The sequence below is a fragment of the Vibrio sp. Isolate30 genome (assembly GCF_022397975.1).
Lineage (GTDB): Bacteria > Pseudomonadota > Gammaproteobacteria > Enterobacterales > Vibrionaceae > Vibrio > Vibrio fortis.
Window position 1 is genome coordinate 169,993 of sequence record NZ_JAKEUS010000013.1, and the last position, 22,584, is coordinate 192,576.

Consider the following 22,584-nt stretch of genomic DNA (forward strand, 5'->3'; position numbering starts at 1 on the left):
TTTGCGCTCAAATAAAAATAGAGTCGAATTATTTGTTCGGTACATGATGACAACGAACAAAATGACCACTTGTTACTTGTGTAACCGTCGGCATTACTTTTCCGCATTTATCACTAGCGTGAAGGCAGCGAGAGGTAAAAGGACAGCCTTGACTGCTTGGTTTCCAAAGCGGTATCTCCCCTTTTTTAGCACCTAGCTCTCGCTTCCCTGCATTACCAACTTCAGGTACCGCAGACAACAAAAGCTGTGAATACGGATGCTGCGGGTTTTGTGTCACACTGTCACTATCCCCCCACTCCACCATATGCCCGACATACATCACCGCGGTTTTCTCCGCAAAATAGCGAGCCGTCGCGATGTCATGAGTGATGTACATAAATGAAATACCGTGCTTGTCTTTTAAGTCAGCCATAAGGTTTAAAATACCCAGACGAACTGACACATCGAGCATTGAAATAGGCTCGTCAGCAAGAATAACTTCAGGACTAACGGCTATTGCTCTCGCTATCGCGACACGTTGTCTTTGCCCACCACTTAACTCATGGGGGTATTTTTCTGCGGTCTCTTTCACTGGCGATAGCCCGACCATATCAAGCAGCTCATAGACGAGTTGTGGGATAGCTTCTTTGTCAGCTCGCTTATGTATCAACAGCGGACGCGCAATGTGATGATAGATAGTGTGAACAGGGTTTAGAGATCCAAAAGGGTCTTGGAAGATCATTTGCACTTGGCGGGCATACTCAAGCTCGCCATTTTTGTCGATATAATCCGCTAATGGCTCACCTTTAAATTCGATGTCACCTGCAGTTTTATCATAAATTCGAGTCAACACTCGCGCGCCGGTACTCTTACCAGACCCGGATTCACCAACGATCGCGAGCGCTTCACCTCGACGCAGTTCGAAAGAAACGTCATTCACTGCACGCATCACATTGTTCTTACTCGCTTGTCCTACAGGGAAATCTTTGACCAGATTTCTAACCTCAAGTATCACTTCTTTATTGCGATTAACGATTGTTTGTTCAGTATCCATGTTGGTTTCCTTCAACTAAGTGACAAGCGACACGATGAGTATTTGCTACTGAAATGAGGTTCGGCTCTGTAACGGAACAAGTGGCGATACATTCGCTACAGCGCTCTTGAAAGTTACATCCATCAGGGATATTTAATAGATTGACAGGGTTACCCGGTATGCCATGTAGTCGCTCTTTCGGGCCATGAATCGTTGGAAAAGATGAGATCAAACCTTTGGTGTATGGGTGTTTCGGGTGCGTGAATACTGTTTTTGCATCACCTAACTCAATCAGGTTACCTGCATACATCACCCCAATTCGATCGGCAATCTCCCCCATCAAACTCAAATCGTGACTGATAAACAAAATAGAGAAACCGAATTTTTCCTTCAAATCGTAAAGCTCATTCAGGATTTCACGCTCTACGACAACATCCAATGCAGTCGTTGGTTCATCCATAATGATCAGTTTAGGTTCTAGAGCCAATGCGATTGCTATAACAACGCGCTGACGCATACCTCCACTTAACTGGTGAGGAAAACTCGCCATTCGGTCAGCATGGATACCAACCGTATTGAGTAACTCAACGCCTCTTTCGTGGGCTTGTGCGTACGTAACAGACTGATGAGCAAGAATAACGTCCGTTAATTGTTCACCAATAGTGATCACCGGGTTTAAAGAGTTCATTGCACTCTGAAAAACAACAGACACATCATTCCAACGGAATTTTCGTAACTGATTATTGTTCATTTTGAGCACATCTTGCCCTTTATAGAGAATCTCCCCTTCGGAAATAAGTGCAGGTGCTTTGTGTAATCTAGAAATGGCAAACGCTAACGTACTCTTGCCGCAGCCAGACTCACCAGCGATACCTAAAGTTTCACCAGGCGCAATGGACAGGCTAACGTTATTCACTGCGCGAGCGATCCCATTTGGCGATACATAATCGACACAAAGGTTATTAATTTCCAATAAGTTACTCATCTTAAACCTCTGCGTTTATCCGCTTCTTTCTTTAATTTGTGCCAAAGCTTAATGTGGGGACCCGTTCTGAGTTTCGGGTTACTCACCTGATCAATCGACATATTAATGAGGGCAAGAGCGCCACCAGTAATAGCCAGTGCTAATGCAGGAACCAGCATCTCCCACCAAGCGCCAGTGTAAAGCGATGAAGATGTCTGTGCCCAATAGAGCATCGAACCCCAGCTCACTTCCGTTGCGTCACCAAGGCCTAAAATACCGAGCCCTGCTTCTGAACCCATGGCATAAATCACGGTACCTAAAAATCCACCGAAAACGATCGAAACTAGGTTAGGAAGAATCTCAACTAAAATAATGCGTATTTTTGATTCACCCATAACCTCAGCAGAGATAATAAATTCTTTGTTTCTTATCGCCATGGTTTGAGCACGGATGACTCTAGCCCCCCACGGCCAAGAGGTGATGCCCAATAAGACCGTAATCACCAATGACCCGACCTGTCCTAGGAATGCAGCGAGCACGATAAGTAGTGGTAACTGAGGGAACACGAGAAATACGTTAGTTAGGAAGTTCAACCGATCATCAATTTTCCCACCGAAGTATCCAGACGAAACACCGACTAACACAGCGATGGTCATAGCAATAACGCCTGCTGATATCGCGACAGTTAACGACTTTCGCGCGCCGTGTAACACTTGACTGTACACGTCTCTTCCGCTGCGGGTTGTACCAAGAATATGTTCAGCGTTCGGGGCGATATGAGGTCGAGCCACTCGTTTTTCGGGATTGTGAGTCGATAACACCGGTGCTAGTAGTGCACCAGCCAAGACGACTGTAAGCAAAAACGTTCCAATGATGGCAGGGGGATTGCCATAAAAGAACGCGTACAATTTACCCAGCGCTTTCTTAACCGTATTCCAAGAATATTTTGACTCACGTGCCGGTAAGTTAGGCCCCGGTGAGATCGTTTTAGTTGTGATGAAATTATCCATGTGAAGGCCTTAATTAGAGATTCGTGGGTCGAGCCAAACATAAAGTAAGTCTGCAATGAAATTGGCAGTCAGAACGGCGGTAACTAAAATCAACAAAATGGCTTGAATGAGTGGGTAGTCGCGTGCAACGATGCCTTTCAAAAGGATGTTACCCAACCCCTGATAGTTAAAGACGACTTCCGTCATAATCGAGCCTGCAAACGAAAAGCCAATCGCCATAGCAATCGCGGTAGCAACAGGCAAAATCGCATTTCGACCAGCGTAGCGAGACATCACTCGATAACTACTCAAACCTTTCGCCTCTGCCATGGTCACGTAATCTTCACCTAACACGTTGATCATCGCATTGCGCATGTTAAATACCCACGTCGAGATACCGACGACAACCATAGAGCCAACAGGTAACACTGCATGTTTCGCAACACTGGAAATAAACTCCCAAGTTAATCCAGGTTCGAGAGAAGGGTCATAGGTATACGCCAATGGAAGCAGCTCTAACTTCAAACCAAAAAAGTAGAAAAGCAGCAACGCGGTAACGATGTATGGAAAATTACTAATGAATGCCAACAGTGGTGGAACTAGCTGTCCCAAAAGACCTTCACGTCGATAAGATGCATACGTACCAATACTGACTCCAATAATGAGCGCAACAATCAATGAGCCCAGAGCGAGAAACATAGTCCAAGGTAGAGCCATCGCTAATACATCAGAAACGCTCACAGGGAACATCAGTACCGATGGCCCGAGATCCAAAGTAAAAACGCTCTTCATATACGCAAAATACTGCTCAAATATATTCCCATCGACAAAACCATACATTTCGCGCACAGCATCCATTTGGGCAGGGTCCATGCGTCCTTGAGCAGCAGCAAAAAGCGCATCAACGGGGTCACCAGGCATGAGCCGGGGTAACATGAAATTAAAAGAGATCGCTATTAAAAAAGCGGTAAAGTAAAAACCAAATCGGCGAACAAGAAACGACATAGCGCCATCCTTAAGCTAGGAGGGGCATCCCCTCCTCTATAAATTTATTTGAGGTGGAGATTGTTCAGAATGATCACGCGTTTTCCGCCATCATAAAAAACCGGCTGAATATACGGGTTCTCTTTACTTGGCCAACCAGTAATTTTAGATGTGCTGTACTGAAACCAAGTTGGATTCGAATACAACGGAATAAATGGTAAATTCTTGGCCGTGAATTCTTGTAACTTTGATAAAATCTCAGCTTGCTCAGTGCTATCGTTTGTTTTCCCAAAGCTATCAATTAAGGCGTCAATTTCCGGACTATTAACACCATGTCCAGCGTGCCACGTTTTACCAATACGGTCCGACGAGAAATATTCTTGGTAGGCAACTATTGGGCTAGCCGCTGCCATAGACCAGTTAATCGAAACTTTGTACTTACTCTCTTTCAGATTTTTGTCATATACCGCCCAATCCACGGTTTTAACATTAGATTTAACACCAATCTCTTCATAGAACTCTGTCGCCATCTGAACCACTTGAATCCAATCAGTCCAACCGTTCACGACCTCAATATCAAATTCAAATGTTTCACCATTTTCAAGGTCTCGGAAACCATCGCCATTGCGATCAATGAGCCCAGCTTGATCTAACAAATCTGATGCTAGCTCTGGCGAGTACTGCGTTAAGTACCCGTATTTTTCATTCACCTTCTCATCGATATCAGATTGATAAAGTTCGCCAATCCCTCCAGGGTTAAAGTTGGCCGTTGGATAGCCATAAGCTGCAATATCAACGATCAGCTCTCTATCTAAAGCAATAGAGAGTGCCTGTCGTACTTTAATGTCATCAAACGGCTTTTCTTTCGTGTTGAGATAGAGGTGGATGGCATCGTTAGCGGGGTACCAAAAATGGTTACTGTCAGGATCACGAGCTACAAAGGTATTCTCTATATCGGCAATAAAGTTAGAGCCCCAATCAATTTCCCCTTTGATCAGTGCAGGTTGAATTTGAGAGTTGTCATTGTAAGAACGGAATGTGATGCAATCTAAATAAGGTCTATTTTCTAGGTAGTAATGAGGATTACGGCACAACTCCATTTGTTGAGATTTGAGATAGCTCACCTCAGTCATCGGGCCGCTACCAATCGGATTAGGATTAGTAAAGGTAGTTAAATCTTTTTGTTGCGACCAAACTTTCTTTGGCACGATATGGTAAGCAGCAAGATTCCAAAGAAAGGTCGAGTCAGGCTGGGCAATATGGAAGACTATTGTTCTGTCATCAAGAACTTCAATGTCCGTCAATCTATTCTCAGACCAAATCCCTTTTTGATCAAACGCTGGGTTTTCTTTCGTTAACTCAAAACTAAACACGACATCTTTTGCCGTTAACGCACTACCGTCAGACCACTTTAAGCCCTCTCTTAGCTTTAACGTAATCGCTTTGAGATCATCAGAATAAGTCGCCGACTCGGCTAAACGCCAATGTGTCTCACCCGTCATATTGTTAAACACCATCAAGGGTTCAAACATCGTTCCATGTAGAATATCTTTGGTTGTATACGGGTTGTAATTATCGAGAAAACCGGTATTTATGATTGGAACCGCGATTGTCCCTCCTTGCTTTAAGTGGTCAACATCGGCGGCATACAAGCCACTGCTTAATGTCGCGCTAATAACCAGCGACATTACTGACATACGTTTTTTCATAGATTTTCCCTTTATCCAATGCAGTGACTTCACGCCACACGACAAAAAAGTAAGCGGTTTCATTTTGTAATGAAATCCTAAGACATAGATATAAGAGATACAAAATCACAAAGCTTGTTTTGCCAACGTCATCACACCACAAAAATAGCCATAATAATCAATAACATATAAAACACACCAACAACACAAAAATAAAAGCCGCTATTTTTCAATAACTTATGGAAATGTCCTTTTACCACCAATTACCTTGTAAATGTGACCACCACCTCAAAAGAAAACGCTTACAAATTGATTTTTTGAGTTAAGATTAAATCACTGACCTTGGATAGGGTATTTTTATTGGTTTGCCAACCATTAAAAATAAATCGAAGATTATATTTAATAGGTAGAACTGAATATCATGGATAAGAATACAATCACCATCAAAGAGGTCGCGGAATATGCCAACGTATCTCAAGCAACGGTATCCAGAGTTATCAATCAGCAATCAACCGTAAAAGAAAAAAACCTCGTTAAAGTTCTTAATGCTATCGAGGCGTTAGGATATACCCCAAATTCAACAGCAAAAGCACTTGCTACTAAAAAATCGAACAGTATCGGTATGTTAGTAGGTAGTTTAGACGGTCCCTTTTTTGGTCCGTTAATGCACGCCACAGAGAATGAAATATACAAACTGGGTTTGCACCTCATTGTCACGAGCGGACAAGACTCACTTGAGAAAGAGAGCGAATCTCTCAACTTTCTTCGCTCAAAACAAGTAGATGGAGCCATTGTTCACGCAGACCAAATATGTGATGAGGCACTATTAGATCATGTCAAAAGCTTCAAAAACTTTGTGATTTTGAATCGTTATATTGCAGACCTCGAGAAACACTGTTTATACGTCGACAATGAGCTCGGCGGCTATCTGGCCACAAAGCATCTTCTTGAAAATGGTCATAAAAAAATCGCTTGTATTACGGGCCCTCTTGTAAAACATGAAGCACGAGACCGACTACTCGGCTACATGAGAGCACTTGCAGAAGCTAAGGTTGATTATGACCCTTCATTGATTGTTGAGGGACGATTCGACCATAAAAACAACCTCGTTAAAGCCAATCATGTCATCCACAATATGAAAGGTGTAACGGGTGTTTTTTGTCAAAATGACAACATCGCTTTAGCGGTCTACGACGCATGCTCCCAACAAAATCTACAAATTGGCAAAGACTTGTCAGTAGTCAGTTTCGACAACGATTTAATGTCTAAGCATTTACGTCCCCTGTTAACGACTGTCGGGTTCTCTATCCATGAAATGGGGGAAATAGCGGGAAAAATGTTGGTTGACCAATTAAATCAAAATGGTGAATTAAAGGGTAGAAAGTTAATTCCATCTCTCGAAGTTCGTGATTCTGTTAAGAAGATAGAGAATCAATAACATCAAGTTTAAACCTCAATAGAAATAGTTTTTATATTACTCTCAGAAGATTTATATCGTCAGAAATAATTCAATGAACGGCACCTAGCCATGCGCTTAAGGCGTCTCGTTAAAATTGAGAATCACAAACAAACGCAAAGTAAGCGCTATCTAAAAAATCACAACGGATGTGAAGTGTTTGAAACCGAAGAACAGTGAAGATTTCAGAACACTATGCACCCGTGTTAAATCCAATATCTACATTGTTCACAAGGCTAAATAACATGTTTACATACAATAAGTTATATATATCAATATCACTTACCTTGGCATTAAGTGGTTGTGGTGGAAGTAGTGGAGACAGTAGCAGTTCTCCAGCACCTGTCGCCGACACAACCGCACCTATCATTACCCTAAATGGTTTAGAAAGCGATTACACTGAGATCGGCCAAGTATACGTCGATCCTGGAGCGACGGTTACCGACAACGTTGATACAGACCTTGATCTCATCGTCGATAGCAATGTCGATGTAAATCAGCTTGGTGTCTACAAAATTCAATACCGAGCGACCGACACCGCGGGAAATACAGCCGAAAAAACTCGCACTGTCACCGTAAAAAACCCAGCACCTCCTGTGACGGGCGACTACTTGGTGTTTGGGGCTGGCAATGTTTCAACGAAATTCAACTCATTAAGTTACGACTGTACCATTGATTATGGCTACTGGATTCATAGTGCGGGCGTAGTAAGCCCCGCCGTTGCAGGTTGTAATTCAGACGGCAGCCCAATTGGTGAAGCACAGCCTGTTGTACCACAAGTGGCGGGCATCGCCGCTTCTCAACCCGTGCAAGCTCATCGCTGGTGGGGTTCTCTGTCTTTTATGGGTGAGATGGAAATTGGCAATCCGAACCATGCCGGCTATTTAACCCCAGATCCGATGCTCGTGCGCATTACTAATACTGGCGTGCGTATCTTAGGCATTCCATCTGGGCTCAGGGGCGTTGGCACCGACATATTCCAATACCAGATTCCCGACCCATTCGCTGAAACTTTCGATGGAGTAACCATTGTTAACAGTGCGCATGATCAGTTAGAAGCCAAACTTCAAGAGGCTAGCGACGGTTCTGTTACTGTCGAATGGCAAACTCAAACAGGCGAGGCTGTAATGGAAGCAACGTTTGTTCATGGCTCCCCATATGCTTTTTTTAAGGTTTATGATGGTAATGCAGAACTGCATACCTATCGATCCGACAGTGGTGAAAAAGGGGTTTCTTATCCGCAGAGCAACAACGTCCTCGGTATTTGGACTAATGTTGCTGGCAATAAAACAGAAGTGCTAGTCATCGGTGAAGGTGAAACAGAATTTACCGACGAGACGAGCAACAAAATCGGTATCAATAATGATGCTAATGAGTTTACGCTCGCTCTATTACCCAACGATAGCATGAGTATGACTCAAAAAGTCGCCTTTTATGCGGCTAAAGCGAGAAATGTTGTTAAGTCAGTGTCTATCGATTACCAAGTGAATCGTGACGATGGTGAAGTCAATGTAACTCATACTTACCTCGATGAGAACGGACAAAAAATAGAGACGGTTGCGGGACTTCTCCCAATGGCATGGAAGAATCAAGACGCGATTGATTCCGAATACAAAACGCGCAGTGCACGTGGAGTGACTAAGTTTGCTCAAACGGATTCGTTCAGTTACTCGATTCCATTCATTGGCGCCCTCCCTTATTTGCCTGCAGATGTTTCATCTTTGGACACAGCGACATTAACTCAGCACATTAATGACTTCATTGCTCTGGGTGAAGAGAACTGGCTCAACGAGTATGATTCCGATGGTTACACCATAAAGGGCGAATATGCAGATACCTACTGGGCGGGTAAAATTTATGGACAAGTCGCAGAATTGGCAGCCATCAGCGACTCATTGGGTCTTGAAGCTCAAAACTCACAGTTTATTCAATGGCTTAAAGTTGAACTCGAAGATTGGTTCACCGCAAATACAACAGGCGATCTTGATACTCAAAAATACTTTGTCTACGACGAGCAATGGAATACGTTATTAGGTGTGAAAGAGTCATTCTTGTCCCACCAGCAACTCAACGACCACCACTTTCATTACGGTTACTTCGTTCGTGCAGCAGCAGAAATTTGTCGTCAAGACGTGAGTTGGTGTAGTGATACGCAATACGGGCCAATGATCGAACTGCTAATTCGTGACTATGCAGCCGGGAAAGATGACGATATGTTCCCATACATGCGCCACTTCGATCCAGCCAATGGCTTCTCATGGGCATCAGGCATGGTGAACTTTACCCGAGGCAATAACAATGAATCAACGTCAGAAGCGGCGAATGCTTATGGTGCAATGGTCCTTTACGGATTAGCGACTGGAAAAGACGAATTTGTTGAAAGAGGCATGTATACCCATGCATCTACGACCAATTCATTTTGGGAGTATTGGAATAACATCGACGCCTACAGTGTTGAGAATAATGACACTGACAAAGACAACTTCCCTTCGAGCTACAACCGCATCACCACATCTATCATTTGGGGGGATGGTGCAACCTTTTCTACATGGTTTAGCCCTAAGTACACTCATATCTTAGGCATTCAAGGGTTGCCTTCGAATACATTGTCGTTGCACCTTGGCCAACACTCCGACTATATGGCCGATTATATTTCTCTGGGTTTAAGTGAGACCTCAAACGGCAAACCCTCTGGATTAGGTGAAGATGAATGGCGCGATATTTGGTGGAACATTACGGCAATGCACGATCCAGACGAAGCGATCTCTGACTATGAAAGCTATGGCGATTACATAGCAGAACGTGGTTCAAGTAAGGCACATACTTACCACTGGCTCCATGCTTGGCAACAGCTGGGAACAATGAGAACGGATATCAAGGCTGATCACCCTACAGCTGTTGTCTTTGAAAAGTCATCACAAAAAACCTACGCAGTCTACAACTATCAAAACACTGAAAAGACCGTCACTTTCAGTGATGGCACCGTTGTCTTGGCTGCTCCAAATGGATTTACCCTTCAATAAACGATGAAACCAACTCAGTAACACCAAGGCGCCTTATTGGCGCCTTTCTTCTAGGTATAAACGCCCTACTACCTTGCTCCTCTCGTTTCCTCTTTATTCGATTCTTTGCTCTATTTCGTCACCGACAAAACACCCTAGTCAAATCGATATACACAGTCGTAAAAATCCTTTTAGATAAAGTTGATTTTGGGTAATTGTTCACCGTCTTTGAGTAATACCGATATCAGTAAGCACCCATAATCAGCGCAGGAAAAGGTTAAGAACACACGGAAAATTCAATCAGTCATTGCGCTATCATCAATATGCCTAACGCAATGTTCAAGCCTTCTAACTTGCTGGTTTATAACGTTTGTTACTCCATCTGAGATAGGCTAATGTGCGCACATTAAGATGATAAATTTAGTTTAGAATTGGAGTAGCATTTGATGCAGGCGTCTGGCGTTACAGATTTGAAAGGCTTGGTGTTACGAGCAAAAAAAACAGCCCCATGAGGAGCTGTTTGGTTATCAAGAAGTGTTTATTACCAGCTCGCTTCTGTCTGGATACCGATAATAAAGTCGTTTTTAGACTGACCTTCATCAGGATCGGTCGTCCAAGAATTCATCACATAACTTGCTAGTAATCGGACTTCTGGGTTTACGCCAGTCCAAGTCGGGAACATTAACGTTGGTGCTATCGTAATCTTAGCTTGATCGTACGAATCGCCATTCCAGTTGTTATAAACGTAACCCACCTCGCCCTGAAGATACATTTTATCGTTAATACCGACTACAGGACGAACCATAGCTGACGCCCAATAATCATAGGTACCATCTGCATAGTCGTTGTACTGGCCTTGAATTGACGGGAAGATACTGATACCGCTGTCAAACTTGTGTCCACCAAAAATTAATGCACGGTATGAAGTATCGTCGTCTTCTAAGTGTGTCATAAGAGAAATGGCATCGTTACCCACACCCCACTCAAACTCATGTTCACCGTGGCGAAGTGCGCCTGGCTTATATGCGTTGTAGTCCGTAATGGTACCACCTAACAATTGACCAGCACCTAAGCCTTTACCTGCTTGCACTACAATATTTGTATGCGAACTGCCGTCACCTTGAAGGCCTAAGAAGTTAAAGATTTTATAGCCAACTGTTAGATCGTAACCTGTTTCAGTCCATTCCTTTCCTGTACGATCCCAGTTATCTGGCATAGATTTGAATGTCGCAGAAACATCCCACACACCATATTTTGCAGCAATATTAACCGCGTGCATTTTATTATTTAGGTTTTCAGAGTTTGGATTTGTTGGATTATCTTCTAAGTCATAGTCCTCACGATAACTCGCAATGTAAGCAAAGTTAACAATCGCACTGCCAACTTTCATCGACTCAACACCAATCCCCGTACCCGACATGTCCGAATAAAAGAAATCCGTCATCCAAATATAACGTTCCTTACCGTAATCACGCTTACCGGCAAAAATAGTACCTGTATTGGTATATCCTTTGATCTCGATAAAACCACTACCATTACCAGCCGTGAGACCTTCAGATACCCCGGTGCCAATTTTCAGCTCACGTCCATCACCATATAGCCAGCGGTAACCAAGGTCGATATTTGTTTGATTGTCGTACTCTAGACCCAAGCGACCAAGGGTTTCTTTTTGACCGATGAAATCTGAATCTTTGAAATCGTTTTCTGCACTAAATAGTACGCCTTGTCTGAAGTACCCGCCAAATTCAAAGCCTTCAGTATTTTCAGCAAATGCTGTAAATGAGGTGCTTACTCCTGTTAACGCAAGCATACATGCTAAATGTACTTGTGATTTTTTCATTGTCATCCCTACTGATATTTTGTTGTAAACGCTTTCTATTGGCGTCGGCATTCTTTAAAGCGACACGTTAGGGTTTAGATACTAGTCACTAAATGTCGTTATTACCGTGATCAAACTCATAGTTAAGAAAGCGCTTTCAAAATGAAATGGGTAATTTAAAAACCAAATAAAACGAGTTGCATAATTAAAAACCTATATATATTCCACATGTTAAATTTGTAAAAATTTATAGTTAAACCAAATGTTTATTTATTTTTTGGAGCAAGAATAAAAACACACGTTTGAAATTATCGGATAAAACACTAAATTTAAAACAATGCAATACCCAACAAAAACAATAACTTAATTGAGTTATTATTTATATCAAAACATAATAAAGATATTAACCCGTGTCACTATCAAATTATTTTATAAACTCAAATTTAATTGATAAAAATTAAAACAACGAACGACTCTATTGAGCCACATCACAAATTGGCAATGGAAGAACTGCATTATTTATTTATAAGTTGAAAGGAATTTAGGGAATGACTATAAAGAAAGGGCTTTCTTTTTCATTTTATGTAGGGATATCTTATGTTAGCAAGCAAGCCAACACCTTTGGCTCTATCTATCAGTGCAGTAATACTCTCTGGGTGTGCTAGTTCTGACTTTGTTGTACCAAAGCAAGACTTGTCAGATCCAAACATCAATAAAAGCGATGGCTGGGAATTAGTTTGGAATGACGAATTCAGTGGTACAGAAATCGATAAATCGAAATGGTCACTTGAAGAAAACTGCTGGGGTGGTGGTAACAACGAACAGCAATGCTACACAGCAAGAAACAAAAATGCGTTTGTTGAAGGCGGCGTGCTATACATTGTCGCTCATAAAGAGAACTTTTTAGGTCCTAATAACGTCGATGGCGATTATGACGATTTAACAACGTTACCCTACACATCTGCTCGCCTGCGTTCTTTAGATAAAGGTGACTGGACATACGGTCGTTTTGAGGTAAGAGCCAAGATGCCTGTAGGACAAGGAACATGGCCAGCAATTTGGATGCTACCTTCTGATTGGGTTTACGGTACATGGGCAGCGTCTGGTGAAATTGATATCGTTGAGGCAGTTAACCTTAAGAGTAAGTCGGATATTCATGGTGAAAAAAATGGCCAACCAGAAACTCGCACTTACGGAACGTTACATTACGGTGGTACTTGGCCAAACAACAAGCACTCAGGTCAACCCTACTCTCTTCCAAACAATGAAAACCCTGGCGATGCGTTCTACACCTACTCATTAGAGTGGGAAAAAGATGAAATGCGCTGGTATGTAGATGACGTTCATTTTGCGACACAAACGTCCGATGGTTGGTACAACATCTACACAAAAGATGGCGAAAAAATCATTGGCATTGATGACGCGCCTTTTGAACAAAGGTTCCACCTTTTATTAAACCTCGCTATTGGTGGTTCATGGGCAGGTAACACTAATGAAAAAGGCATTGATTCTTCCGTATTCCCTCAAGCATTAGAAGTGGACTACGTTCGTGTTTACCAATGCTCAAAGAACCCGACAACTGGCCAAGGTTGCGCAACCGTGTCTGAAGATGCCGTTCATGTAAAAGGTAACAAGCCACCAATCACTGTTGAACTCCCTAGTGATTACATCACTGGCAATACCATTAATGTTTTTGATGGCGAACTCAGCAAATACCTGCAGCAGAATGAATACGACCCACAAGGTGTAATCATGGACTTTGCGTATGTCGATTCTGGCGAGCGTGGTCAAGTTATGCAGATAACGAAAACGGGTGAGACGGGTAATGTCTACTTTGCTACCCCTGAGCTCAACCTCACCTCTTGGACCAAAGATGCAAAACTTGTGTTCGATATCAAAATGGAAGAGGTCACCAAAGGCGACAAAATCATGGTTAAGGTCGACAGCGGTTGGCCAAACGTAAGTGATTACCCTATTGATGTCCCTCAAGACAACCAGTGGCATACCGTAACAATTAGCCTTAACGACCTTGTACAAAACGGAAACTCGTTTGCGCCCGGTAAAGTCGACATGTCAAAGATAAAGAACCTGCTAGTTCTTGACCCTCAAGGTGAAATGATCTTCCAACTTGATAACGTTCGCTTCGAGCGATGAATGACGGTTTTAGCTTTCAAATGAACGCTACCCCCTACGTATTTAATTAGTTCTTATTATTATAAAAAAGAAAGTGTTATACATTTTTCAACTCAAATTGTAAGCGCTTTCTTTGAATGGAGTCAAAAATGAAACTATACCAATATTTAACACCAACATTAGCCGCTTTGGCACTTGTTGGTTGTGGTGATGACCCTCTAACCGACGTTGCCACTCCGCCCGTCGATCCACAACCACCGGTGGAAGTCGGTGAAAGCATTTATATTCTTCACGCCACCGAAGAACTTAACCATACGTTTGAGTACTGGGATACTTGGGGAAGCGGCAGTTCTTTTGCGACAGCACAAGACAGCCAATATGGCGAAATCCTCGTCATGCAACCAGGTAGCAACTGGGGGGTTCCAACATCCAACATTGCATGGGGTGCATCGGAAGGGAATGAAATTGATGCTTCTTATATCACTCATGCAAACTTCAAAGTAAGAACAACCACAGCAGATAGTGTAGAAGTGGCTATCGTCACGCTCGCCGCTGAATATAAAGACACTTATCAACTCTCAAGTGGTACAGCACTTTCCGATGGCTGGGTTCAAATGCAAGTCCCCGTAACGCCAAGCACACAAACATCTTGGTTTGCGCTTACTTTCTCTAATGCAGGTCAAGTTGAGCTAGCCGATGTCTATTTGAGTGAAGAAGTTGTCGTGCAACCAACTACGGACGAGTTTGTTCTAATCACTTCAGGTAGCGAAGGTTCTGACATTACATTTGGTGATGACACCGTACAAGAGTGGAGTACAGGTACCGTGTTCAATGGCGAAGCGAACTATTTAGGCAAAAATGCTTGGAGTATCGCTTCTGGTTCTAAATCAGCAGAAGAAGGTAACTGGGGTGCTGTACTTGTTTTCAATGGTGGTATCGAACAAGACCTAAGCCGATTTACCTATCTCGATGTGGATGTTGCAACAGAAGGTGGTTTCGAAAAATACGCAGTGACGCTTGCAGCAAATGGGGTCACTAAGGAACTCGTTTTACCCGTAGATGATAGTGTGAATGATCAATGGCAGTCGATCAGACTTGATCTAAGCCAATTCTCTTTAGAAACGTCTAATGTCAGCTCTATTGCAATAATGGGCGTTGGCGGTACGCCAGGCGTTTCCACATTCTACGTTACAGACTATAAGTTCGTAAAAACGCAAGAGCCTACTGTTGACGATAGCTTAGAAAGTCCATTAATCATTCTACATTCAAGCAGTGAAACTGGCCTCCAAGATGTCGCTTACGGTGAGTGGAGCACAGGCACAGTCATTTCTTCTGGCTCATTTAATGATCTTTCTACATGGATCCTTGAAGAAAATGGCAGTTGGGGCGCAGTGTTAGCGATGACGAATCAAAACAACACTGAAGCTGCACCCGTAAATCTAACCAACTTCGAAAATTACACCAACTTAAAACTTAAGGTTGCTGCTGAAGGTGCATTCGACAAATTTGAAGTTTTCTTAGGCACAAACGTTGATGGTAAATCGAGCAGTGCTGTTATCCCGTTCGTTCTTGAAGACGCAACTCAATGGAATGACATAGATATCGACCTTAATGCATTTGGTCTGGCACTGAGTGATATCAACCAAATCGCGGTCTACGGTGTTTACACACCAAGCACTTCTGGCCAAAAGCTATACGTGACTGATTTCGTCGCTTATGACACGGGTATCCACCCTACTCGCAACCATAATGATTATGGCGATGCTTTTACAATGATTTCATCAACAAGTATCGATTCTGACTTAAGTTATGATGACAGCGCCTTTCTCAATGTAGGCAATGCAAGCTTTAACGAATGGTCAACAGGTACCGGCTTTGATCTCGAGTCATCATACCTAGGTAGCAACGCATGGGAGATGACAAAAGCAGACAGTTGGGGCGCGGTTGTTGCCTTTACAGGTGACGTTTATGGTGAGATTCAACCCTTTGATTTCAACATGAATGAATACAAGAACTTCAGCTTCAAAGTTGCCTCAACCGGTGCACTATCTGACTTCAAGATTGCCTTTAACACCACAAAAGGCGCATCTTACGAAGTGTTGCTCACTCCAACAGTTAGCAGCAGCTGGACAACCTACTCATTCGACATGTCTCAACTTCCGGTCGACGTAAACGAAGTCATGCAAGTTGCAGTATTTGGGGTTAATGGTGCTTCTGGCGACAAGTTCTATCTAACAGATATGCAGTTTTCAAAGTAGTTCCTTCGACCACTTCGGCAGTGAGAGTGAGTAACTGCACTCTCACTGATTGAAACAAAACATTCAGACATTAGGGCTATTTAAGAGCACTCTCATATAAAGGTGATGACAATGAGTTTTGACAATTACTGGAAAGATCTTGCAAATAAATACGCTTACGCCAAATCTCTAGAAGATTTAGTTCGCTATAAAAAACGTTCATTAGTCGTGCCAGCCGGCCTGCCATTCAAAGTAACTGCAGGTGTACTTCGCGCTCGTGACTACAACAAATATTACTTTTAATTAAAGCCTAATAGAGCCACCTCGCTCTCTTACTCGGTTTATATCTCTCTCACCATTGGCTAATTCACTGATATAGCCAATGGTTTCTAAATTGTACCTCCCTATAAATGCTGTATCGCCTTGCGATGTACAGGAGTTATTACGTGTTTATCTATCGAAAATCAATTCTGAGCTTATGTGTCTCCATGAGCTTTATGTTCGGTTGCCAAAGTTCCGAGCAAGCTTTTGTTTCATCCCCTGAACTCAACGCTGCCGACTCCTTGCCCTACTTAGATGATTGGAAACCAACAAAAACTATCATTTCAAAAGATCCCCTTATTGAAGCTGAAATCACAAGAATCTTGTCTTTGATGACGCTTGAAGAGAAAGTCGGACAAATGATTCAACCAGACCTTCGAGAAGTCACGCCAACCGAAGCGAAAGAGTACAAGCTTGGCTCTATCTTAAATGGCGGTGGTGGTTTCCCAGACGACAACAAATATGCATCAGCAAAGCAATGGGCAAATGAAGCTGACAAGTTTTGGCTGGCGCTCGAACAGAGTTATGAAGGCAGAGGATTTCGAATTCCCTTTATGTGGGCAACCGATGCGGTACACGGCCACAATAACGTATTTGGCGCAACGCTTTATCCACACAACATCGGCTTAGGTGCAACACGTAACCCCGACTTAATAGAGAAAATAGGAGCAGCAACAGCAAGAGAAGTCGCGGCGACTGGCTTAGATTGGACCTTTGCTCCTACCGTTGCCACCCCGAGAGATTATCGCTGGGGGCGCGTATACGAAGGGTATTCTGAAGACCCAGAAGTGGTTTATCAGTATTCCAAACGCATGGTTACAGGTATTCAAGGCGGCGAAAGTGGTTTGAAAGGCGATACTCATGTTATCTCTAACGTAAAACACTGGATTGGTGATGGCGGCACACTGAATGGGGTTGACCATGGAGAGAACCGTTACACAGAAGAGTATCTTCGTAATATCCATGCGATGGGCTACGTAGGAGGCTTAGATGCCGGTGCTCAAGTTGTTATGTCATCATTCAACTCTTGGTGGAACCCAAGAAACTATGATCCAATGAGCACCGAAAAAGCTGCAACGCCAGATCTACCCTATATGAATAACCAGAAGATTCACGGCTCTGAGTACCTAATAACAGACGTACTGAAAGGGAAAATGAACTTTGACGGAATTGTCGTTACCGATTGGAATGGACAAGGCGAGATTAACGGCTGTACTGCGGCCAACTGTCCGCAGGCGGTCTTAGCGGGCAACGATGTTTTCATGATCACGGCTCGTGAAGACTGGCAAGCGTTCTATGAAAATGTTATTGCTCAAGTCCATTCCGGTATCATTCCAATGTCTCGAATTGATGACGCCGTGACGAGAATCCTTCGCGTAAAAATGAGAGCCAACTTGTGGAATAAACCGATGCCCTCTTTACGCTCACTAGCAGGAAAGCAAGAAGTGCTGAGTGCGCCAGAACACGTTGCTCTGGCTCGTCAAGCCGTCTCCGAATCTTTAGTGCTGTTAAAGAACGATAACAATGCGCTACCACTGTCCCCAACATCGCGCTTTTTGGTCGTAGGCTCTGCGGCGAATGATATTACGAAACAAACAGGAGGCTGGTCCCTATCTTGGCAAGGTGATGGAAACACCATAGAACAAGACTTTCCTAACGCGCAAACCTTGTTGATGGCAATGCAAACGGAAGCTGGAGACGAAAATATCGTTACTGACATTTCAAAAGCAACCCCTCAAGACACCACGGCTGTCGTTGTCATAGGCGAGGACCCATATGCTGAAATGTTTGGTGACATCAGTCGAACTCAAACACTAGAGTTTTCTAAATTAAAACCGTCTTACAAGAAAGACCTAGACACGATCCGCACTCTAAAAGAGCAAGGCTACAAGGTCATCACGATCTTCTATTCAGGTCGACCGCTTTACGTAAACGAAGAGATCAACCTATCTGACGCATTTGTCGCGGCATGGCTACCTGGTACAGAAGCACGAGGAATCACAGATGTACTCTTTGCGAAATCCGGACAGGATTTCAAAGGCAAACTAAGCTACTCATGGGGTGCCAAAAAATGCTCGACAACCATCAACCGCCCTGCCCCAAACATCGCGAACTATAAAACTCCTGTTGATGGACTCACTGGCGAGCTCATCGAACAAGATATTAATGGCGAACACCAACCACTGTTCCCTTACGGTTATGGGCTGAGCTATAACAACATCAACACCATCCGTGCTAGATATGAAGACCTTAATGCCATTCCATTGGATCCTAGAGATTACGGCTGTGGTATGTCAGAACCCGACAATGGCGTAGCTAAAACACCACTCGAAATCTTTGGAAAAGAAGCCAAGGGTGAATTTACTGCAAGACTTTCGGGCGCGACAAACAATTGGGAAGCGCTTGCCGTTGGCAAAGGCACAACATCTATTGGCTCTCTCACAACAACAGGCATCAACTACAACGGGATGCAGCAATCTGCACTCAATGTGAAGTTCTTCGGTTCTGATGATGCCTACAAAGAACAATCTGCAGCTCAACTGTATATGCAGACGCCAGATAAAAAAGGGGCGGACTACAGTCGATACGCTAACGCAGACTCAACGCTAGAGTTTGATATTCGAATGAAAACCATCGCTCCAGCGAGCATGACACTAGCGACTCACTGTGAGTGGCCATGTATTGGTGAATTGCAGATCAACCGGATACTGCCTCCCCCTTCAGAGAAGTGGACCACCATAAAAGTACCACTGAAGTGCTTCGAACAAGCTGGCATGTCGTTTCAAAGAATGAGCACACCGTTTTTGATATTTAGCGAGCAGAGCGTAGAGTTTGATCTTGGTAGAGTGAGGCTTGTACCGAACTCCGATACACAAACCCAAGAGATAGATTGTAGCGCCTTGTTAAGCAACTAAAATTCCGAGTTTGTCACTAAGAAGCCCTTCCATCATGCGAAGGGCTTTGTTCGATGAAGGCACCATAAGGTTTGAAATGCCTATACTCTTTTCATTGTTCTATGCTGAAGCGGATTCTGACGGTGTTCTTGTATCGACTGCCTTATGTCGCGGGCTTGTCACACAAGAAATCAATTCTGGGATACTGGCATTGAGCCTAGTTTGGTCTCTGCTCATAGCACTATGAAGTACGAAAGGCTGCAGGTAAGTCATGCCAACCATGAGCGCTGTCTGTTGGAATGGCGTAAGAAACTCGGCCATGGTGAAGCTATTGAGTGCGCCAGTCTGATAGCTGTCAACTGGGCCACCAGTAGAAACCACAAGCATCAATTCTTTGCCATGTAATTTGTTACCCCCAGGGCCATAAGCAAAACCAGAAAGAAACACTTGATCGATCCAAGCTTTCAGAATCGGTGGTGAAGAGTACCAATAGAATGGAAACTGCAACACGACACGATCAACCTGCTCAAGAAGCGCCTGCTCAACCGCTGGATTGAAGCGCATTTCATCGCCTCCAACAGCGGTTAGGTCGCGAGTAATGATCCCGTCAACTTCAGACAAAGCTTCAAACCATTTTTTGTTAGCGGTGGAGGTCGAAAGATCAGGATGAGCAGTTAACACTAGAATGTTCATAAAACAGGCCTCAATTTTAGGTTTCCTTTCAGTGGTCATCTTGTTTACCACTAGAATTAACGTATTTCGTTAACTTGTTGCTCATGTTAATTAGGCCGATTAATATAAACAATACACCTAAAATCCACCTCACTAGTGAATAGAATCTACCAATGAAGTTACCTTTATCTACCCTCGAAGTATTTAATGCCATTGCGAGTAAAAAAAGCCTGCGTGGTGCAGCTCAAGAGCTTGGAGTAAAACCTTCAACGGTTAGTCATCAGTTAAAAAAACTAGAAGAGCAGCTCGGTACAACGCTATTTATTCGGACAACGCGCTCGATTAACCTAACTGAAGCCGGGCGGGCGTTGGCACGCAGTACCGGGCCAGCCTTTGAGCAGCTAGCCGAAGGCTTATACAGTGCGCGAACAGCTGGGCACGCTGAACGTGGTTCCCTGAAACTTGCGATACCTGAGTTTGCTTACTTTCTGCTGGTGAAGGATAAATTGGCTACTTTCCAGAAAAAATATCCAGAGATCGAAATAGAGTTGTCTATGACTGATGCTTTGTCAGACATCTTGAGTGACGGGTTTCACGCTGGGTTTAGGCTTGGTGGGCTGATTGCTGAGGACATGGTTGCGATAAGATTAAGTGAGCCTTTGAAAACTGCGGTCGTTGCAAGCCCTGAATATCTTGAGAAAAATGGTAAACCTCGAACCCCTAAGGATTTGTTGAACCATAACTGCTTACGTTACCGATACCAAAGTTCAGGACAATTTGCCCCTTGGATCTTTTCTGGTTCAGAAAGCACTTATCCAGTCGAAGTGCGCGGTAATATGATTGCGAACTCATCACCTGCTACGATCGATCTTTCGCTTCAAGGAGTTGGGTTGACCTATACATTTCGGGATTACTGCACCAATGCCTTGGAAAGCGGAGAGCTAGTGGAGGTTCTAACAGAGCATCAGGTCACTTTACCAAGCATGAATATCTATTTCCCAAAGGAGTATCGTTCGATGATGCCACTTCGACTGTTTATCGAGCACTTGAACAATGAGACCGACTGATTCAGAACGTACTTATCAATAACTTCACGAACCTGCTTTTCTAATCTAAATCAATCTTGGACATAAAGAAGGAATAGTGATTTTTTCATATCAATTCATGCTATACGGAAAAAATCCGCATTTTGGGATGTAGGCAGAGAGCGATAGCATTTAAGTTACTGTTAGTTTTCATAAAAACGGAGTATCGTTTACGCCACAAAGATACTAGACAGAATAATTCTGTATTTAAGTGCAGAATTTTTCTGTCTAATATAGCTGTTATGTTACTACCCCCATCTTAAGGTGCGTCTATGCTTTTTTTGCATTAGAATATCGCCAAAACATGATAGTGGTATCGAGATGAAAATTACAACAGGTGATAAGGTTGTCTTATCTTCCGGAGTGGTGAGTTCGTTTGAGCTTAACCCAATAGAGTTCGAACTTTCTGAAAATCCAAAAATGACGTTGAAGATCGCTGTTGAGGGTGACCAAGAAGAACTAGAGGCTTCGATATCGGGTAATGTAGTTGATAATTCTACGATGGTTATCACCGTTAAAAACCCTCATGTAACGCTGAATTTTGGTCCAGCGAGCCCAATCCCTGTTGGACATATAGATGGAAAAGCAATGTCAATTTCATTTAGGGTTGATGTGATGGGGGACTATAATTCTTTCGCCTTGTCTTACACTATCTTTGTGGAGGCATAAATGTCTAATACAGGCTTTGGGGCTTCTGAATCACAAACACAACGAAGCGGGTTTAATCGTGATGCGGTTTACTATGAACATCAAACGGTTAAAGTGAATGCTGAGACAGACATAGCTAAGAATAAGATTGACGCGGAAAAGGAATCATCACGTTTAAAGCTTGAAAATGAAGCAAAGAAACAAAAATCTGAATTTATAGTTTTAGTGCTAGATAAATTTATATCGCCATCCTTTTTATCATTCCTGGTTATTTTAGGATTGATGACTATTGGTGGTTTCGTTGTATGGAAGCGACCATTTGAGAATGCTCTAGAGTTTTGGAACATCATACTTCCAATTATAACTTCATTTATGGGTTATGCATTCGGTAGGTACAGCTCCAATCGTAAATTAAACACTCCCTCTGCTAAGTAACATAACAAGCAATTTAAGAGGGATTCACAACGCTTGGCATTTTTGCTTCTACTTCAAATCTAGTGTTTATGGCACAGTGTTTTAGGTCGGGTGGTAGCGTTGTTCACCCCTTAATTGGGCGTTGATATGACCCCCACTGTCAATAAGAGCGTAGAAGTTTCTGCTCCCACATTTCCAGAGCCTTACTAGTAAATCAGTAGTAGTGTTACCGCATAGGTGAAGCAAGTAATTTCGTCGGTTCTCAT

16 protein-coding genes are annotated in these 22,584 nt (G+C 43.2%); 9 read left to right on the top strand and 7 right to left on the bottom strand.

Features of this window, described 5'->3' with window-relative positions:
* Positions 1–28: 28 nt before the first annotated feature.
* Genes L1D60_RS21740 through L1D60_RS21760 form a run of 5 tightly spaced genes read right to left on the bottom strand, consistent with a single transcriptional unit; the run spans position 29 to position 5,658 of the window.
* Complete coding sequence (locus L1D60_RS21740; RefSeq protein WP_239842938.1) at positions 29–1,033, bottom strand: ABC transporter ATP-binding protein; 1,005 nt, start codon at positions 1,031–1,033, stop codon at positions 29–31.
* Positions 1,023–1,997: an ABC transporter ATP-binding protein gene (locus L1D60_RS21745; protein WP_239842939.1), complete on the bottom strand. Its 975-nt coding sequence runs from the start codon at positions 1,995–1,997 to the stop codon at positions 1,023–1,025. Before L1D60_RS21745 ends, L1D60_RS21740 begins: the two co-directional genes overlap by 11 nt.
* Positions 1,994–2,986 carry an ABC transporter permease gene (locus L1D60_RS21750; protein WP_239842940.1) on the bottom strand — a complete coding sequence of 331 codons (993 nt, stop codon included), beginning with the start codon at positions 2,984–2,986 and terminating at the stop codon, positions 1,994–1,996. The genes L1D60_RS21745 and L1D60_RS21750 overlap by 4 nt, the downstream gene beginning before the upstream one ends.
* Positions 2,987–2,995: 9 nt before the next feature.
* Positions 2,996–3,970 (bottom strand): ABC transporter permease, encoded by a 975-nt coding sequence (locus L1D60_RS21755; RefSeq protein ID WP_239842941.1) that lies wholly within the window; start codon positions 3,968–3,970, stop codon positions 2,996–2,998.
* Positions 3,971–4,014: 44 nt separating this feature from the next.
* Positions 4,015–5,658 (bottom strand): ABC transporter substrate-binding protein, encoded by a 1,644-nt coding sequence (locus L1D60_RS21760; RefSeq protein WP_239842942.1) that lies wholly within the window; start codon positions 5,656–5,658, stop codon positions 4,015–4,017.
* A 400-nt stretch (positions 5,659–6,058) separates the two neighbouring features.
* On the opposite strand from L1D60_RS21760, the gene L1D60_RS21765 reads away from it, so the two are divergent.
* Both L1D60_RS21765 and L1D60_RS21770 read left to right on the top strand, forming a co-directional pair.
* A complete protein-coding gene (locus tag L1D60_RS21765; RefSeq protein WP_239842943.1) occupies positions 6,059–7,075 on the top strand; it encodes a LacI family DNA-binding transcriptional regulator in 1,017 nt (338 codons plus the stop codon).
* A gap of 263 nt (positions 7,076–7,338) precedes the next feature.
* Positions 7,339–10,116, top strand: a complete 2,778-nt coding sequence (locus tag L1D60_RS21770; RefSeq protein WP_239842944.1) for a glycosyl hydrolase — start codon at positions 7,339–7,341, stop codon at positions 10,114–10,116.
* A gap of 520 nt (positions 10,117–10,636) precedes the next feature.
* On the opposite strand, the gene L1D60_RS21775 is transcribed toward L1D60_RS21770, so the two are convergent.
* Positions 10,637–11,935: a carbohydrate porin gene (locus L1D60_RS21775; protein ID WP_239842945.1), complete on the bottom strand. Its 1,299-nt coding sequence runs from the start codon at positions 11,933–11,935 to the stop codon at positions 10,637–10,639.
* Positions 11,936–12,511: 576 nt separating this feature from the next.
* Here L1D60_RS21775 and L1D60_RS21780 point away from each other — a divergent pair.
* From L1D60_RS21780 to L1D60_RS21795, 4 genes are all read left to right on the top strand, one after another.
* The gene (locus L1D60_RS21780; protein ID WP_239842946.1) at positions 12,512–14,068 is read left to right on the top strand and encodes a glycoside hydrolase family 16 protein; all 1,557 of its coding nucleotides are present in this window, start codon (positions 12,512–12,514) and stop codon (positions 14,066–14,068) included.
* Positions 14,069–14,196: 128 nt separating this feature from the next.
* Positions 14,197–16,305, top strand: coding sequence for a hypothetical protein (locus tag L1D60_RS21785; RefSeq protein ID WP_239842947.1), 2,109 nt, complete (start codon positions 14,197–14,199; stop codon positions 16,303–16,305).
* 111 nt (positions 16,306–16,416) lie between these two features.
* Entirely contained in the window at positions 16,417–16,587 is a 171-nt protein-coding gene (locus tag L1D60_RS21790) for a hypothetical protein (protein ID WP_239842948.1), read from the top strand.
* A gap of 125 nt (positions 16,588–16,712) precedes the next feature.
* Entirely contained in the window at positions 16,713–19,520 is a 2,808-nt protein-coding gene (locus L1D60_RS21795) for a glycoside hydrolase family 3 protein (RefSeq protein WP_239842949.1), read from the top strand.
* Between the two features lie 99 nt (positions 19,521–19,619).
* On the opposite strand, the gene L1D60_RS21800 is transcribed toward L1D60_RS21795, so the two are convergent.
* Positions 19,620–20,192, bottom strand: coding sequence for an NAD(P)H-dependent oxidoreductase (locus L1D60_RS21800; protein WP_239842950.1), 573 nt, complete (start codon positions 20,190–20,192; stop codon positions 19,620–19,622).
* Between the two features lie 152 nt (positions 20,193–20,344).
* Here L1D60_RS21800 and L1D60_RS21805 point away from each other — a divergent pair, with 152 nt between their 5' ends.
* The 3 genes from L1D60_RS21805 to L1D60_RS21815 all read left to right on the top strand — a co-directional run bounded on the left by L1D60_RS21805 (position 20,345) and on the right by L1D60_RS21815 (position 22,339).
* A complete protein-coding gene (locus tag L1D60_RS21805) occupies positions 20,345–21,238 on the top strand; it encodes a LysR family transcriptional regulator (protein ID WP_239842951.1) in 894 nt (297 codons plus the stop codon).
* 339 nt (positions 21,239–21,577) lie between these two features.
* Positions 21,578–21,925, top strand: a complete 348-nt coding sequence (locus L1D60_RS21810) for a DUF6864 domain-containing function (RefSeq protein ID WP_239842952.1) — start codon at positions 21,578–21,580, stop codon at positions 21,923–21,925.
* On the top strand, positions 21,926–22,339 hold the full coding sequence (locus tag L1D60_RS21815) for a hypothetical protein (protein WP_239842953.1): 414 nt from the start codon (positions 21,926–21,928) through the stop codon (positions 22,337–22,339).
* Positions 22,340–22,584 lie beyond the last annotated feature (245 nt).